12 protein-coding genes and 3 pseudogenes are annotated in these 15,679 nt (G+C 71.1%); 5 read left to right on the top strand and 10 right to left on the bottom strand.

All coding sequences use genetic code 11. The features are described from left to right. Positions 1-113 precede the first annotated feature (113 nt). The 3 genes from KUM44_RS09155 to KUM44_RS09145 all read right to left on the bottom strand — a co-directional run bounded on the left by KUM44_RS09155 (position 114) and on the right by KUM44_RS09145 (position 3,683). Positions 114-1,538, bottom strand: a complete 1,425-nt coding sequence (locus KUM44_RS09155; protein ID WP_217207379.1) for a family 43 glycosylhydrolase — start codon at positions 1,536-1,538, stop codon at positions 114-116. A gap of 484 nt (positions 1,539-2,022) precedes the next feature. Continuing rightward, positions 2,023-2,952 carry an alpha/beta fold hydrolase gene (locus KUM44_RS09150; RefSeq protein ID WP_217207291.1) on the bottom strand — a complete coding sequence of 310 codons (930 nt, stop codon included), beginning with the start codon at positions 2,950-2,952 and terminating at the stop codon, positions 2,023-2,025. 29 nt (positions 2,953-2,981) lie between these two features. Beyond that, complete coding sequence (locus KUM44_RS09145) at positions 2,982-3,683, bottom strand: SDR family oxidoreductase (protein ID WP_217207290.1); 702 nt, start codon at positions 3,681-3,683, stop codon at positions 2,982-2,984. A 293-nt stretch (positions 3,684-3,976) separates the two neighbouring features. On the opposite strand from KUM44_RS09145, the gene KUM44_RS09140 reads away from it, so the two are divergent. Continuing rightward, complete coding sequence (locus tag KUM44_RS09140; protein ID WP_217207289.1) at positions 3,977-4,546, top strand: TetR/AcrR family transcriptional regulator; 570 nt, start codon at positions 3,977-3,979, stop codon at positions 4,544-4,546. Positions 4,547-4,571: 25 nt separating this feature from the next. Here KUM44_RS09140 and KUM44_RS47140 read toward each other — a convergent pair whose 3' ends face one another. The 5 genes and pseudogenes from KUM44_RS47140 to KUM44_RS09120 form a co-directional block, all read right to left on the bottom strand. After that, positions 4,572-4,757, bottom strand: a complete 186-nt coding sequence (locus KUM44_RS47140; protein WP_308402548.1) for a hypothetical protein — start codon at positions 4,755-4,757, stop codon at positions 4,572-4,574. A gap of 139 nt (positions 4,758-4,896) precedes the next feature. Beyond that, positions 4,897-5,022, bottom strand: a pseudogene (locus KUM44_RS47520) (TetR family transcriptional regulator); the annotation flags it as partial. A gap of 342 nt (positions 5,023-5,364) precedes the next feature. Further along, positions 5,365-6,111 (bottom strand): phosphotransferase family protein, encoded by a 747-nt coding sequence (locus KUM44_RS09130; RefSeq protein ID WP_217207288.1) that lies wholly within the window; start codon positions 6,109-6,111, stop codon positions 5,365-5,367. A gap of 276 nt (positions 6,112-6,387) precedes the next feature. Next, a complete protein-coding gene (locus tag KUM44_RS09125) occupies positions 6,388-6,876 on the bottom strand; it encodes a flavin reductase family protein (RefSeq protein ID WP_217207378.1) in 489 nt (162 codons plus the stop codon). A gap of 128 nt (positions 6,877-7,004) precedes the next feature. Next, positions 7,005-8,468 carry an NAD(P)/FAD-dependent oxidoreductase gene (locus KUM44_RS09120; protein ID WP_217207287.1) on the bottom strand — a complete coding sequence of 488 codons (1,464 nt, stop codon included), beginning with the start codon at positions 8,466-8,468 and terminating at the stop codon, positions 7,005-7,007. Between the two features lie 108 nt (positions 8,469-8,576). Between KUM44_RS09120 and KUM44_RS09115 the strand changes: the two genes are divergently transcribed. Further along, positions 8,577-11,759 carry a BTAD domain-containing putative transcriptional regulator gene (locus KUM44_RS09115; RefSeq protein WP_217207286.1) on the top strand — a complete coding sequence of 1,061 codons (3,183 nt, stop codon included), beginning with the start codon at positions 8,577-8,579 and terminating at the stop codon, positions 11,757-11,759. Here KUM44_RS09115 and KUM44_RS09110 read toward each other — a convergent pair. Beyond that, a complete protein-coding gene (locus KUM44_RS09110) occupies positions 11,701-12,525 on the bottom strand; it encodes an ABC transporter permease (protein ID WP_217207285.1) in 825 nt (274 codons plus the stop codon). The genes KUM44_RS09115 and KUM44_RS09110 overlap by 59 nt on opposite strands. Next, entirely contained in the window at positions 12,522-13,481 is a 960-nt protein-coding gene (locus KUM44_RS09105; protein ID WP_217207284.1) for an ATP-binding cassette domain-containing protein, read from the bottom strand. Before KUM44_RS09105 ends, KUM44_RS09110 begins: the two co-directional genes overlap by 4 nt. A 126-nt stretch (positions 13,482-13,607) precedes the next feature. On the opposite strand from KUM44_RS09105, the pseudogene KUM44_RS09100 reads away from it, so the two are divergent. The 3 genes and pseudogenes from KUM44_RS09100 to KUM44_RS09090 form a co-directional block, all read left to right on the top strand. Further along, positions 13,608-13,787 (top strand): annotated as a pseudogene (locus tag KUM44_RS09100) (AzlD domain-containing protein); the annotation flags it as partial. Between the two features lie 410 nt (positions 13,788-14,197). Next, on the top strand, positions 14,198-14,899 hold the full coding sequence (locus tag KUM44_RS09095; RefSeq protein WP_217207282.1) for a response regulator transcription factor: 702 nt from the start codon (positions 14,198-14,200) through the stop codon (positions 14,897-14,899). A gap of 303 nt (positions 14,900-15,202) precedes the next feature. Beyond that, positions 15,203-15,679: pseudogene (locus KUM44_RS09090) on the top strand (cell surface protein); the annotation flags it as partial.

Genomic DNA, 15,679 nt, shown 5'->3' with positions numbered 1-15,679 from the left:
GACCACAGGGCCCACGTGGAAACAGATCAGCTCGCAACGCGGCTGTCAGACCGCGGAGTAGGCGAAGACGGACACGAACCTGGGCGGCCGGACCTTGACGGCCCAGTTGTGGCTCACTGGGTGTAGAAGGTGGCGTCGGCCCGGTCGGTCGCCGTGCTGAGGGCCTGGACCCGCAGTAGGTAGTCGTAGTGGCGGATGTAGCGGCCCGGGAGGTTGTGCGACTCGTACGAGACTCCGGCGGAGTCCGCGAGGCCGGCCCGGGCGATGAAGGAGGCGTCACCGGCGAACAGCGACGTCCCGTCGTTCTTCTGCACCCACACCTCGTTGTTCTTGTGGCGCAGGAAGTAGCCGGGGAAGTTCGCCGACTCCAGGGAGACGGTGCCGCTGCCGGCGAGACCGGTGACGACACGGAACTGCGAGTCGGCCAGTGGCGAGACGTTCGCCTCGATCCTGGCGCGGTACTCCCAGTGCCGGACGAACCGGTCGGGGAAGTTGTACGAGGAGAGCCGGATCGGAGTGAGACCGTCGGCGACCGGGATGCCGAAGTCGGGCGTGCCGTCGGCCTTCCAGTAGATCTTCTGGACGCGGGTGCGGCGGTTGGGGTCGTTGAGCGGGGCACCGCTGATGTCCCTGTAGCTGCGGTCGTGGTAGACGAGGATGTCCGACTTGCCGTCCTCGGAGACCGTGAACTGGTTGTGCCCGGGGCCGTACTGGCTGGTGGCGGCGTTACTGGCGAAGACCGGGCCGGCGCTCTTGGCCCACGACGACGTGCTCAGCAGGTCGGCGGAGGCGGACGCGGTCAGCAGGCCCATGCAGTAGTTGGCGTCGGTGGCGCTGGCCGAGAAGGTCATGAAGACCTTGCCGCCCCGCTGGATCACGGCCGGGCCCTCGTTGACCGTCTCGCCTCCGGCGGTCTCCCACGGGGCGGTCGGCCGGCTGAGCATGACCGGTGCGCCGGTGATGGTCCACGGGCTGGACATCCGCGCTATGTAGATGTTGGTGCCGCGGCCGACAGCCGGGTCGTTCTGCGCCCAGGAGAGATAGCGGGTGCCGTTGACGGCGAAGGTCGTCGCGTCCAGGGAGAAGGTGTCCAGCGGCAGTGCGATACGGCCCTTCTCGGTCCAGGTGCCCGTGATCGGGTTCGCGGCCGTGCACTCCAGGACGTAGGGCCGGATCCTCCAGATGTCGTTCGCGGCACCGGCGGCGAAGTAGATGTACCACCTGCCGTCGATGAAGTGGATCTCCGGCGCCCAGATGTGGGCGCCCATCTCACCGGTGGCGTGCTTGGTCCAGATGGTCGTCTCGGCGGCCGACGTGAGCCCCTGGATCGTGGTGGCCCGGCGCAGCACGATCCGGTCGTAGGCCGGAACCGTGGCGGTGAAGTAGTAGAAACCGTCCGTGTGCTTGAAGATGTGCGGGTCGGCCCGCTGCTCGGCGATGGTGTTCGTGTACGTCACACCGGGTGACGCGGGCACGGCGGCGTGAGCGGTACCGGCCGAGACACCGGTGACGGTGGCAGCGGCCGAGCCGGCGATCAGGCCCAGGACCGTTCGACGGGTGAGCGCAGGATTCACGGAGTACTCCTTCTGGTGCTGGGGGTGCGGAGGTACCGCCTGCCCACGCTTTGCCGATATCTCGAACATCGTTCGTGAGCTCGACCAGAAGGTAGGTCCTGCACCTGCCCCAGTCAACACTTCCGTCACACGAGGTGAAGGGCGCCCTCGGCCCCATCCGCGAGAAGGAGGCCGGCTTCTACACGATCAAGGACATCTGGTCTCCCGTACAACTCGCCGAGCCGGAGCGGTTCGCCTCCAGCCTGCCGGACGACTTCAACGGCAGATCAGCCTCACCAACCACTACGCCTTCACCAACACCGGTACCTGCCGCTTCACTTGGCGGCTCCTGGACTTCCGCACGGGAACGGGGGAGGCACACGAGCGGGAGTCCTCTCGAAGATCACGGACAAGTCGGCGATCTTCGTATCGGGCACCGTCTCCGTCCGGACGAGGTTTGCCCGATGACTCACCCTCCCGGGCGGCAAATCACATGATCGGCAGGGAGGGTTCCACCAGCATGCGCCACCGCGTTCAACAAGTCGGCCAGCACGTCGGGCCGCTCCAGGGCGATGAAGTGGCCGGCCTTCGGCACCTGCGTGAAGTCGGTGGCCGGCAGCAGCCGCTTGTTGGCCTGTCGGTCCGAGGGGCGGGACCAGTCCTTCTCGCCGTAGACGAGGTGGACGGGCGCCTTGACCTCGGGGTAGCGCGAGCGGGCCGCGACGAGGCTGGGCAGGGCCTGGTACACGGCCCGGGCGACGGTCCGATAGCCGGGGCGGCCGCCCACCTGGAGGAGCTCGTCCACGTAGTCGTCCCGCAGCGCGCTCTTGTCGCCGAGGCCGCCCTGAAGGATCTTGCGGAGGGCGGGCTTGGGCTCCACCCCGGCGATCACCGGCCCCACTCCGGGCATGAGGACACCGCTGACGACCACCCGGGCGAGGAGGCTCGACCGGGCGATCCCGCCGCGGAAGTCGTACGTGTTCACCGCGACGACGCGCCGTACCCGCTCCGGCAGCTCGGCCGCGGTGGTCAGGGCGAGCACCGCCCCCATGGACTCCCCGGCCAACGTCACGTCGTGGAGGTCGAGTTCGGTGAGGAGCCGCTCGACGCCCGCGCGCATCGCCGGCTCGTCGTACGACGCCCCGGGCACGATCTCGGAGTAGCCCATCCCCGGCAGATCGAGGGCGTACACGGTGTAGTGGTCCGCGATCAGCGGGATGAGGTGGCGGAAGTGCTCGGCCTGAGTGCGCACGGTGTGCAGCAGGACGAGGGGAGCGCCGGTGCCCGCCTTGAGGTAGCGCAGAGTTCCCTCGTGGCCGTCACGTCCCGCGCGTGGGGCGATGGTGTGGCTGGTGGTCCCCGGAATGTGGATCGTGGGACGTGACTCGTGGGTGGGCATCTCGCCGACTCCTTGTGTGTGAAGGGGGTTTACTTCGCCAGCTGGACGTACAGGCCCGCCAGGTCGCCGGCCAGGCCCGCCTTGACCTGCCGCGAGATGTCGTCGGCGAGCACCTCGTACGCGCCCGCCTCGACGCCGTCGAGGGCGAGGGCGGCGACGTCACGAGGGTCGGACTTGGGTGCGTCGACGTCCGCCGCCAGGTCCGTGTCGACGTAGCCGACGTGCAGTCCGGTGACGGCGATGCCGCGCGGCTGAAGCTCCAGGCGCAGGGAGTTGGTCTGCGACCACAGGGCTGCCTTGGAGGCGCTGTAGGAGCCGCCGAGGGCCAGCCAGGAGAGCACGGAGTGCACGTTGAGGAGGTGGCCGCCGCCGTTGCGCTCGATGACCGGTACGAAGGCCCGGGCGACCAGGAGCGGGCCGTAGAAGTTGGTCTCGAACTCCCGGCGTACGTCGTCGACCGGGGAGTCGAGGAAGGACGCGCCGAGCGCGGCACCGGCGTTGTTGATCAGCACGGTGACGTCCTCCGCCTGCGCGGCGGCGGCAGCCACGGAGGCCGGGTCGGTGACCTCCAGCGCCACCGGGACGGCGTCCGGGTGGGTCACGCCGCGCGGGTCGCGGGCCGTGGCGTAGACCTTGCCGGCACCGCGCGCGTACAGCTCCTCGACCAGCGCCTTGCCTATGCCGCGGCTGCCGCCGGTGACGAAGACGTTTGCGCCCTTCAATGCGGTCATGACTGTCTCCACAGAATGAGAAACCGATCAGTTTCCACCACGGTAAACCGATCGGTTTCCAGGCGCAAGCCCGGCAGGAGGGCCCTCGGCTTCGCCGGGACGTTCCGGGCCCAGTCGGCGGAGGGGCCCCCGGGGCGCCGACGGGGCACCGACATCCGCGCTCGCAGGGTTCAGCCCGCGGCGGCGAGGACCGGCGACTGCAAGTCCGGCTGCATTCATGGACACCGCACTGCGACCGACCCCTGGGAAACCGATCGGTTTTTGTTTCGCCCGCTGCGGGTTAACCTCGCGGTATGACCACCGAAGTGAAACTGAGCCCCAGGGAGCGCCTGCTGGAGGCGGCGGCCACGCTCACCTACCGAGACGGTGTCGGTATCGGCATCGAGGCGCTGTGCAAGGCGGCCGGGGTGTCGAAGCGCTCCATGTACCAGCTGTTCGAGAGCAAGGACGAACTCCTGGCGGTGAGCCTGAAGGAGCGCGCCTCCGCCTACGCGGCGACTCTCCTGCCTGCGGCGGACGACGGCCGGTCACCCCGTGAGCGGATCCTGCACGTCTTCGAACAGGTGGAAGCGCAGGCAGGGGCGCCCGAGTTCCGAGGCTGCCGGTACCTGGCCGTACAGATCGAGCTCAAGGACCGGAGTCATCCCGCGAGCCGGGTCGCCCACCAGATCAAGGCGGACCTGACCGCCTTCTTCCGCACCGAGGCCGAGCAGGGCGGGGCGGGCGATCCCGATCTGCTGGCCCGGCAGCTCAGCCTGGTCTTCGACGGCGCCAGCGCCCGCGCGGGAATCCAGGCCGACAACCTGACCGGACTCATCGCACCCACGGTGACCGCCCTGCTCGACGCGGCAGGCGTGCGCTGACGCATCGCCCGTCCGGAAGACTCCCTCACTTACCGGCACTCGCGGGAAGGCCGATGGCCGTAAGCGTGTTGCCGAGCATGCCGCACGCGAAGAAACCTGCCGTCGCGCCGGCGTCAGCGCCCAGCGACAGGTGCGCGGTGTCCCAGATCCTCATCCAGCCGGCCCGGCCGGGTTCACCGATCAGGCCATCGCCCTTCGCCTCGGCGGCCACTACGGTGGCGTATCCCCGCATCTGCATCAGGAGCGTTTCGGGGCGCGTCGAGATCAGCCGCGCGTAGGCGTTCGTCAGGGCCTGAGGAGCCCGCTCGCCGCCCGCCCCCGTCGGCCGCGCTCTCGAAAGCCAGGCGGGACTGCGTGACGCCGACCCGCTGGGCGATCGCCGCGATGGAGGTGCCGTGGTACCCCCTGATCGCGAACTCGGCGATCGCCGCACGGATGACGCTCTCACGCCGCTCCGGCGCACTGACCCTGCCCATGACGTCCTTCCCCCTGCTTGAGCTTGCCGACAGATCGGCCGGTGGCACTCGTGACGGGTGCGTCATCCGGTCGGCACAAGCCGCGACACCTCACGCGTCACCCCGCTCGACGGCGTGACATTCCTCGGCCTCGACGTCGCCAGTGACGCCTCGGTCACCGCAGCGGTCCGCCGCCTGGAGCATCCTCGCCCACCTCGGGCGGTGCGTGAAGGGCCCTGGCCCGAGGGGCAGTTGTCGGAATGCTCAGCCTCGCGGTCGCCGACAAAGCCTCAAGGCCGCACCGGGCACCAACGCACCGACCCCATCGCGGCCGGCCGCTCCCGGCAGTCGGGCTCGCGCTCCTCACATCCGGGATCTCAGGACGTCGACCTCACAGCCCGGCGCGAACGGGTCGAAGCCGTGCTCGGTCAGCCAGCGAACCGCCAGCAGGCTTCGCAAGGACCACCAGGCGCGGATGACGTCGAGGTCGATGTCGGTGCCATAGCCGGCGATGACGTCGTCGAGGTGCTCCTCGTGTCCGAGCGTGAAGGTGGCGAGGTCGTACAAGGGATCACCCTGGCCCGCCTCGGACCAGTCGATGATGCCGGTGACCTCGTCGCCGTCGACGAAGACGTGAGCGATCTGGAGGTCGCCGTGGGTGAACGCCGGGGTCCACGGCCGGAGCGCGGCCTCGGCGACCTGGCGGTTGCGGGTGACCAGGTCGGCGGGCAGGACGCCGTTCGTCACGAGCAACTCGCACTCGTCGTCGAGTTCCGCCGCCAGCGCGACGATGCTCCGGCCGCCCCGACCGGGCAGGGGCGGCAGCGGCGCGTCGTGCAGCTTCCGGATGGCGGCGCCCGCCGCGGCCCACGCCGTCGGCGACGCGGTCGACGGCTCGCCGAGGCGGCCGAGCACCGTCCCCGGGACCGCGGCGAGCGCGAGCACGGGTGGTTTGCGCCACAGGATCTCCGGGGTCGGGACCGGCACCAGGGCCATCGCCTCGACCTCGACGTCGATGCGCGCCTGATCGGCGTCCACCTTCAGGAACACGTCGCCGACGCGCAGGGTCGCGCGCTCGGAATGGGCGACGACGACCTTGACCTCGTCCATGGGCGACCAGTATCCCGGGGACGGCCGCCGACGTCGCCGGGTTTGTCACGTGCGAGGACGTGGCTGACCGCGGCCGAGGTACCGGAACGGCCGGCCCCCCGCGCGAGGCCGGGCCGGACTCGCACTGCCCGCCTTCGAGGACGTCCTGGACCCCGTGCTGCCGGCCGAGCAGGCCCCCGCTCAGTCCCGCCGCACCGGCGGTCCAGCTGGACACGCTCCACCAGCGTCCCCGAAGCCATGAGCCCTTCCAGGCGTTCGCGTGCGGCCCGGGACCGGTCAGTCCACGGGGTGGCCCGGCGAGATCGTCCGGGCGTCATCAAGGCGCAGCAGCGGCCCGTCGTAGGTGTCGTCGTCGCCCCACTCGACCGGGTCGAGGACGAAGCCGATGTGGTCGCCGCCACCGACGCGGGTGACGATCCTGCCGACGAACCAGGCCGGCGCGTCCTGGAGGACGGCGGCCCCGCCGTGTCCCTCGCGCCAGCGGACGTGCCGGAACTTGTCCTCCCGGTCGCCGGTTCGTCCGCCGAACAGCTCGGCCAGGGCGTGCTGTTCGCGGGCCAGCAGGTGCACGGCCAGGACCTGTGCGGACCGGGCCACCCGGAAGGTGTGGTTGACCTCCGAGAGCCACACCACCCACCGCACCGGCCGGATGGAGCACTGCGAGGCGAACCCGACCAGACAGCCGGCCCGTTCGCCGCCCGCCGCGGCCGTGACCACACACATGTCGGGGTTCACCCGTCCGAGGAACTCGTCCATGCCCGCCACCATGCCGAAGCCGCTCCCGTCGCCCCGTGCCCGTCACCCCTGCCCGTCACCCGTGACTCGCCTCTCGGCATCACCTCACCACGGAGTGCGGGCCCGTGCCATCCGGCGGCTCCCCTGGAGGAGCGGGATCATTCCGGCCGGCGCGATCGGGTCAGGCCCCGGTACCGGCGGGCGACTCCGCCGGGGAGCAGGTATTCCGCCAGTAGGTTGCCGGCGCGGCGGGAGGGCAACCCCATGTCGTGCAGGAGTTCGTCCGCGCAGTGGATGTCGTAGGGGCCGAAGTCGTAGCCGCCGGAGCCCGGCAGCACCTGTTCCTGCCAGGCCAGGCGGGCCTCGACGGCTTCCCGCATCTGCTGTTCGCTCGGGGTCGTGCGCAGCGTCGCCCGGAAGTGGCAGGCAAGCCAGTGCGCGGTGAGTTCCATGCCCATGATGTTGTTGAAGACCTGCCGGAATCCGACGAACCCCAGCCGGTCGGCGCCGGGGGGCACGATCCCCCGGTAGAGCCGTAGCCGGCCGGCGGAATCGTGCACGGGCACGCTCGGGTCCAGGAACGGGAAGACCTTGCGGTGCCCCGTCGCGAACACGATGACGTCCGCGGCCACTTCCTCGCCGGTCGCCAGTCGCAGCCCCTGGTCGGTGTACGCCTCGACGGCGCTGACCTTGGCGGTGATCAGGCCACGGCGCACGGCACGGACGTAGCCGCGTGGCATCACTCCCGCGTGGGCCAGGTGGAAGGGGAGGGGGCGGTCGGGTCGCAGGTGCTTCGGAAGACCGTAGAGACCGGTGGAGAGCAGCAGGTCGCGGGTGATGAGCCACCACAGGGCCCGCTTGACCCGCTCGTCGAGGCGGTCGACCGGGCGGATGCACGCCGGGTCGTGGTAGCGGGGCAGGAGGGCCTCGCCGAGCCGGGTGAACAGGATCCACTTGTAGCCGACCAGACCGAGCAGGAACCGCTCGGGGATCATCCAGTTCACCTTGCGCTGCACGAGGGTGGCCGAGGTCGCCTCGCGTGCGGCGCGGGTGACCAGGTCCAGCGCGGACTTGCCGCCGCCCACGACGACCACACGCCGGTCGGTGAAGGTGCCGGCCCGCACCTCGTTGGAGTGCAGCACGGTCCCGCGGAACGACTCGCGGCCGGGTAACCCGGGCAGCTGGGGATGGTGATGGGCCCCACTGGCGACGACGACGTGGTCGTACTCCTCGCGATGGACCTCCGCCGTCCCGTCCCCGGCGGGACGTGAGTCGACCGACCAGCCGGCGGCGCCCGGCCGGCCGGGTCCGTCCACCGGCCGGACGGAGATCACCTCGGTTCCGGGCCGCAGACGGGCCAGCACGCCGAAGGTCTCGGCATACTTCTCCAGATAGCGTTGCGTGTCCTCCGCGTCGGCGAAGTGCAGGCTGTTGGGCAGGTCCGCGAACTCGAAGATGCGCAGCGCGGACTGGTTGGCCAGCCCGTCGTAGCAGCCTCCTGACGACCAGACCCCGCCGACCTGCTCGTACTTGTCGAGGACAGTGACGTCGAAGCCGTTCTCCAGCAGCACTTTGGCGGTGACGATTCCCCCGGGGCCGGCCCCGATCACACAGACTCGCATCAGCTGTCACTCTCCCCGGGAGATCGGCGTGGCCGGCCCGTTCATCATCCCGGTCGCGGACCCCTGTGCCCAGAGCACGGCCGGCGCAGGGCTGGCTAACCTTCACGGGTGACGACCGAGTTGACCCTGCTGTCCCGAGTCGCCTGTCGTGGGCGCGAGATCACCGCGCCGCGGCTGCGCGGGCTGTTGGCCCTGCTCGCGGAGGATCCGCGCACCGGGTGCAGCACGGGCCGGCTGGTGGAGGGCCTGTGGCCGGAGGAGCTGCCGGAGCGGCCGGGCAAGGCGGTGCAGATCCTGGTGTCACGGCTGAGGGCACAGGTGGGTGCCGAACTGGTCGTGAGCACACCCACGGGATACCGGCTGACGCTGGACGAGGCGCGGGTGGACAGTTCCGCGCTGCTGCTGCACGAGGCGGCGAGCGCCGAGCGTGCCAGGGCGGGGGACCACGAGGGCTCGCTGGCGCGGGCCGAGGCGGGCCTCGCCCTGTGGGACGGCGGTGTGGGTGCCGGAGCGGGTGAGGATCTGCACGATCCGGTGGTGGCGCTGCGTACCGACCGGCTGCGGGCCCATCGGTCCCTGGTCCGCTTCCGGGCCCTCGCCCTCGCCCGGCTGCGGCGGCGGGAAGAGGCTGCCGCACCGCTGGCCGAGCTGGCGCGGGAGCTGCCGCGGGACGAGGAGGTGCTGGCGGAGCTGCTGCGCTGCGAGGCCGCCACCGCGGGCCGGGCCGCGGCGCTGACCCGGTACGACGCCTACCGCCGCGGGCTGCGCGAGGAGCTGGGCGCCGATCCGGGGCCCGGACTCAGGGCGGCGTACCAGGAGTTGCTGAGCGCGGACGTGCCACCGGTCCGTCACGGCGTGCCGCACGATCCGAACCCGCTGCTCGGGCGGGACGCCGACGTCGCCGCCGTGGCGGGGCTGCTGCGGGCGGCCCGGGTGGTCACCGTCGTGGGGCCCGGCGGGCTGGGCAAGACCCGGCTCTCCCACGCGGTGAGCCGGGCGGCCGAGCAGCCCGTGGTGCACTTCGTGGCCCTGGCCGGTGTCACCGCCGACGACGACGTGGCCGGTGAGGTGGCGTCGGCGGTCGGTGCCGGGGAGGGCCGGCAGTTCGCCGGTGGCGGGGACGCGGAGAGCGGCATCCTCGCCGCGCTGGGTGCGGGGCCCGCGCTGCTGGTGCTGGACAACTGCGAGCAGGTGGTGTCCGGTGCGGCCGCGCTCGTACGGACGCTGGTGTCACGGTCGAAGGAGCTACGGGTCCTGGCCACCAGCCGGGCTCCGCTCGGTCTGACCTCGGAGTCCGTGTACGCCCTGCCGGAGCTGTCCCCGGCTACGTCGGTCGAGCTGTTCGTGCAGCGGGCGCGCGCGGCGCGGCCCGGCGTGGAGCTGCCCGAGGCCACGGTGGCCGAGATCTGCCGGCACCTGGACGGGCTGCCGCTCGCCGTGGAACTCGCCGCGGCGCGGGTGCGGGTGCTGTCCGTGGGCGACATCTCCCGTCGGCTCCGGGACCGCTTCGCCCTGCTGCGCGGCGGCGCCCGTGACGCACCCGAACGGCATCGCACGCTGCGGGCCGTGGTCGAGTGGAGCTGGAACCTGTTGGAGCCGGACGGTCAGGCGGCGCTGCGGGCGTTGTCGGTGTTCCCCGGCGGCTTCGGTGACAGCGCGGCGGAGTACCTGCTCGGCGGGACCGACGACGTACTGGCGCTGCTGGAGCAGCTGGCCGAGCAGTCCCTGATCAAGGTGGGGGACGGTCCGTCCGGGGTGCGTTTCCACATGCTGGAGACATTGCGGGAGTTCGGCGCGGCCCGACGCGCGGAGGCCGGTGAGGAGGAGGCGGTGACCGACCGGTTCCTGTGCTGGGCGCGGGACTTCGGCCGGGCGCATCACGATGTGCTGTTCGGCAACGACCCGTTGCCCTCCTGGAACCGCATCCGGACCGAGCAGGACAACCTCGTCCTGGCCCTGCGGTACGCGCTGGCCCGCACCGACGGCCCCACCACCGCGGCCCTCACCGCCGTACTGAGCGGATTGTGGGCCACCGGCTCCAACTACGCCCGGCTCGCCGCTCTCGCCGCCGAGACCGCCGGTCCGCTGTCCCGTTTCCGCCCCGGCCCCAAGGACGCCGAGGACATCGAGACGGCCCGCAGCGCGGCGACCACGTGCACGGCCAGCCTCTTCATGGGCCACGGTCCGCACGCCGTACGGCATCTCGTCACGCTGCGCCGGCTTCCGCCCGCTCCGCCGGACACCGTGGTGCGGGCGCTGGCCGTCGTACTGTGTGCCGTCCCGGACATGCATCCGCCCCGGTACACACGGCTGACGGAACTCTGTGACGCCGGGGAGCCCCTGCTGGCGGCGGTCGCGGGATGTGTCGCCAGCTACGTATGGGAGTCCGAGCAGGAGACAGAGCGCGCACTGGACTGCGCCCGCCGGATGCTCGACGCGCTGGGACCGCTCGGCAGCCCGGCCATGCGGCTGCTCAGCCACGGGCGGATCAGCGATCTGTGTCTCAAGTCCGAGCGTGGCGCGGAGGCGTACGACCATCTGCGGGCCGCGCTCGACGTGCTCGGCGAGTTCAGCGTCTGGCTGGATCTGATCGGCGTCCGCTGGGGGCTGGTGCTCGCCTGCCTCCAGCGCGGGGAGGTCGACGAGGCGGAGTACTGGCTGCGACTCGCGGCAGTGGACCAGCAGCCGGAGGCCGCCGAGATCTCCAGTCCCGATCTGCTGGCGCGGGCGGAGATCGCACTGGCCCGGGGGCTGACCGAGGTCGGGCTCGGGCTGTGGCGCCAGGCGGTGGAGTGGGTACGGAAGTCCGGTCCGCTGTACGCCGACGATCCGTTCGCGGACTCGTGGATGCTCCAGATGCAGTCGGCCGCGTTGGCCGCGCACGCGCAGCACGGCCGGCTGGAACCGGTGGCCGGGCTGGCCGAGCAGTTGCGCGGGCGGCTGCTCGGAATGCTGTCCGGCGAGCCGGCCGGCGGAACTCCGGTGGAACTGCCGGTGTACGGCACCGTCCTGCTGGCGCTCGGCTTCGCCGGACTGGCCCAGGGCGATACTGCGGCCGTACGGCTGGTGGCGTTGGCGGAGCGGATGCCGGTGGGGCGGGAGTTCCCCACCCTGTCCTCGGCCCGGTCCCGGCAGGCGGCCGAGGACGCCGACCGGGCGGCGTACGCCGACGCGAGGTCGCGGTACGCCGCCCTGGGGCGGGAGGAGTTGCGGGCCGTGGCGTTGCGTGAGCTCACTGCCCCGGCTCGTGGTGGAACCGCGCCTTGGACCAGAAGTAGCCCAGCAGGGTAAGGCCCAGGCACCAGCCGACGGTGAGCAGCGCGTTCTTCGTGCCGATCTCGCTGCCCATCAGCAGTCCGCGCAGGGTCTCGATGGCGGGCGAGAAGGGCTGGTACTCGGCGAACCAACGGAACCAGCCCGGCATGGCGTCCACCGGCACGAACGCGCTGGACAGCAGCGGCAGCACCATCAGGGGCAGCGCGAGGTTGCTGGCGCCTTCGGCGTTGGGGCTGACCAGTCCCATGCCGACGGCGATCCAGATCAGCGCCAGGCTGACCAGCGTCAGCAGCCCTGCCGCCGCGAGCCACTCCAGCGGCGTCGCGTCGGGCCTGAAGCCGATGGCCAGCCCGACGCCCAGCACCACCGCGAGCGCCACCAGCGTCTGGATCACGCTGCCGAGGACATGGCCGATCAGCACGGAGGCACGGGAGATCGCCATGGTGCGGAACCGGGCGATGATGCCCTCGGTCATGTCGGAGGCCACGGACACCGCGGTGCCGATCGCGGTTCCGCCGATGGTCATGAGCAGGATGCCGGGGACGATGTACGCGATGTACTCGCCGCGGTCCGCGGGGCCGCCGGTGATGCCGGCGCTCATCACGTTGCCGAAGATGTAGACGAAGAGCAGCAGCAGGATGACCGGGGTGAGCAGGAGGTTCAGGGTGAGGGAGGGGTAGCGGCGGGCGTGCAGGAGGTTGCGCCGCAGCATGGTGAGGTTGTCGCGCAGGGCGTGGGAGGCGGGAGTGGCCGGGGTGGCGGGGGTGGCGGGGGCGCTCATCGGACGGTCTCCTTGGCGGGGGCGGTGCTTGCGGTCAGGGCGAAGAACACGTCGTCCAGGTCGGGGGTGTGCACGGACAGCTCGTCGGCCTCGACCCCGGCCGAGTCGAGCCAGTCGAGGATGGAGCGCAGCTCGCGCTGGCTGCCGCCGCTCGGGATCTGGAGCGTGAGGGCGTCGTCGTCCCGGGTCGTCTCGCGCAGTGCGGTGGCCGCCCGTTCGTAGGCCACCGGGTCGGAGAAGCGCAGCCGCACATGGCCGCCGGGGACGAGCCGCTTGAGCTCCTCGGCGCTGCCCTGGGCGACGAGCCTGCCGCCGTCGAGCACCGCGATGCGGTCGGCGAGTTGGTCGGCCTCCTCCAGGTACTGGGTGGTGAGGAAGACGGTGACGCCGTCGGAGACCAGCTCACGGATGATCTGCCACATGTTGTGCCGGGAACGCGGGTCGAGGCCCGTGGTGGGCTCGTCGAGGAAGATGATCCGGGGGCCGCCGACCAAGGTCATGGCGATGTCGAGGCGGCGCTTCATGCCGCCGGAGTAGGTGGAGGCGGGCTTCTTCGCGGCCTCGGTGAGGTCGAAGCGCTCCAGCAGTGCGGCGGTGACCTGCCGCCCCTCGCGCTTGGACAGGTGGTGCAGGTCCGCCATGAGGAGCATGTTCTCCTCGCCGGTGATCAGCCCGTCCACGGCGGAGAACTGACCGGTGACCCCGATGGCGGCCCGTACCGCCTGGGCCTCGGCGGTGAGATCGTGCCCGGCGATCCGCGCCTGTCCCCCGTCGGCGGAGATCAGGGTGGAGAGAATGTTGACCGCGGTGGTCTTGCCGGCGCCGTTCGGCCCGAGAAGGGAGAAGACCGTGCCCGCGGGCACCTGGATGTCGATGCCGTCCAGGACGGTCTTGTCCCCGTAGGACTTACGCAGCCCGGTGGCTGCGATTGCGAGTTCGTGGTCCGTCGTCGTCATGCCGCAGAGCGTGCGGCCCGGGCGGTTCAGAACGGTTTCAAGCCGCTTTCAGCCGCCCGGAATCACCGTACGGCGCTGAAACCAGCAGCCTGACTCTCGGGGACGCGCCCCTGCCGTCAGCCGTCCGTCTTGATCTTCTTCTACTGTCTGCGCGACCTGCCGGTCACCGAGTCGCGCGCCACGGCCCCGGCGGCCGCCCTCGCCGTCACCGTCGGCCTGCATCTGTGGCGCCGCAACGCCCTGTTGAGCATCCTCGCCGGCACGGCCGTCCATGTGACGCCGGCCAGCACCGTCTTCGCACACTGACGCCCCCGACACGCCCGCCCCGCCCCGGGGGACGCCCCCGTTGAGCACCGCCGCCCGCTACAACCCCATGGACGAGCATCGCTACCAGCTCACGGCCCACGCGAGCGGCGCACGGGACCCCACCGAACTGCACTTCAGCCCGCTCGGCGGGCCCTCGCGGGCCTCGCGGGCGTCGGCATGGCGGGCACGTGCGGCGCGGCAGGTTCCCTGCGCGGAACGGTGCCCCGAAGAAGTGATCGCCGACATGCACGCAGCCCGCGTGCCGCGACCCCCGGGCCGGGTGAGGACGAAGTCGTCCTGGGCATTCGCCCATCCCGGCTTTACACGAGCTACGCTAGCGTGGTGAACGAAACGGTTTCGTTCCGATCGATTGGCGGCCCTCTCGGCCCTCCATCAGGGAGATGACAGGCATGGTCTCCGTACTCGTGGTCAACGACCAGTCACTACAGCGCCTCGCCCTGCGCATGCTCCTGGACCCCGAGCCCGACCTGAACGTCGTCGGGGAGGCGGCGGGCGGGGCCGAAGCGGTGCGCATCAGCGCCGCACTTCGCCCCGACGTCGTTCTGATGGGCAGTCATCCTTCCCGTACGGACGACGACATCGACACCGTCCGACGCCTCGCACGACCGCCACGCGGCCCGCGGCTCCTCGAACCGACGGAAGCGGACACGCGCACGCCCCGCGTCCTGGTACTCACCCGCGCCGGCCACGAGAGCCACGCCTACGCGGCCCTGCGCGCCGGTGCCGACGGGTTCCTGCTCGAAGACGCCGCCCCCGACGAACTCGCCTCGGCCGTCCGCATCATCGCCGCCGGAGACGCCGTCATCACCCCCGACCTGACCCGCGCACTCATCGACACCGTCCGCGAACAGCGCACCAGCCACTCCCTCCCCCGCAGATCCGACCTCGCCGTCCTCACCGGGCGCGAACGCGACGTCCTCACCGCGGTTGCCTCCGGCTGGTCCAACGCCGAGATCGCCGAGCGGCTGTCCATCGCCCCGACCACCGTCAAGACGCATGTCAGCAACATCCTCGCCAAGATCGGCGCCCGCGCCCGCGTCCAGGCGGTGACGTTCGCGTACGAGTCGGGGCTCGTCCAGCCTGCCGCGTGACGCGGGTCGAGGGCCGACGGCCGGGGTCGAGGTGGGGGTCGGGGTCGGGGTCGGGGACGGGGACGGAGGTTTCGGGCCACCGCCCTCGCGGCCCACTCCTCCCCCGGGCCAACTGGCCTCCTGCGCTACACCATCCGGTGGCTTATGACCGCTGTAGCGTTATTCATATCAGCCGATTTCCTATTCATTCCACTGTCCGGCTCTTGGTGCTGACCAGCCGTCACGAGGCCCTGAACCAAGTCGAGGAGAGTGGAAACAATGACGACATCGCCTAGATGGCGATCAGTTCTGGCGCCAGCCGCCATGGCTGCCGCGCTCGCCGCAGCCGCACTGGCGAGCGCGGGCACCGCCCACGCCCAGGACGACACCACCCCGCACCCGCCGCACCCGGCCAAGCCCGCCCAGCCGGCACACGGGACCAAGCCGGCCTATCCGGTACACCCGGTCAAGCCCGAGCACCCGGTGCACCCCGTCAAGCCCGAGTATCCGGTACACCCGGTCAAGCCGGACCATCCGGTCCACCCGGTCAAGCCCGAATACCCGGTACACCCGGTCAAGCCCGAGCACCCCGTCAAGCCGGTCAAGCCGGAGTACCCCACCAAGCCGGTCAAGCCTGCCTATCCGGAGAAGCCCGCCTACCCCGTCAAGCCGGTCAAGCCCGCGTATCCGGAAAAGCCCGCCTACCCCGTCAAGCCGGTCAAACCCGCGTATCCGGAAAAGCCCGCCTACCCCGTCAAGCCGGTCAAACCCGAATACCCGGTGAAGCCCGTCAAGCCGGCG

The organism is Streptomyces sp. AC550_RSS872 (genome assembly GCF_019049285.1).
Lineage (GTDB): Bacteria > Actinomycetota > Actinomycetes > Streptomycetales > Streptomycetaceae > Streptomyces.
This window is presented reverse-complemented; position numbering and strand designations above follow the sequence as displayed.

What these genes read in the sequence shown, in the direction of transcription:
- KUM44_RS09150 (WP_217207291.1), bottom strand. Translation starts at nt 2,952, where the DNA reads ATGCCCACCCACGAGTCACGTCCCACGATCCACATTCCGGGGACCACC.
- KUM44_RS09145 (WP_217207290.1), bottom strand. Translation starts at nt 3,683, where the DNA reads ATGACCGCATTGAAGGGCGCAAACGTCTTCGTCACCGGCGGCAGCCGC.
- KUM44_RS09140 (WP_217207289.1), top strand. Translation starts at nt 3,977, where the DNA reads ATGACCACCGAAGTGAAACTGAGCCCCAGGGAGCGCCTGCTGGAGGCG.
- KUM44_RS09130 (WP_217207288.1), bottom strand. Translation starts at nt 6,111, where the DNA reads ATGGACGAGGTCAAGGTCGTCGTCGCCCATTCCGAGCGCGCGACCCTG.
- KUM44_RS09120 (WP_217207287.1), bottom strand. Translation starts at nt 8,468, where the DNA reads ATGCGAGTCTGTGTGATCGGGGCCGGCCCCGGGGGAATCGTCACCGCC.
- KUM44_RS09110 (WP_217207285.1), bottom strand. Translation starts at nt 12,525, where the DNA reads ATGAGCGCCCCCGCCACCCCCGCCACCCCGGCCACTCCCGCCTCCCAC.
- KUM44_RS09105 (WP_217207284.1), bottom strand. Translation starts at nt 13,481, where the DNA reads ATGACGACGACGGACCACGAACTCGCAATCGCAGCCACCGGGCTGCGT.
- KUM44_RS09095 (WP_217207282.1), top strand. Translation starts at nt 14,198, where the DNA reads ATGGTCTCCGTACTCGTGGTCAACGACCAGTCACTACAGCGCCTCGCC.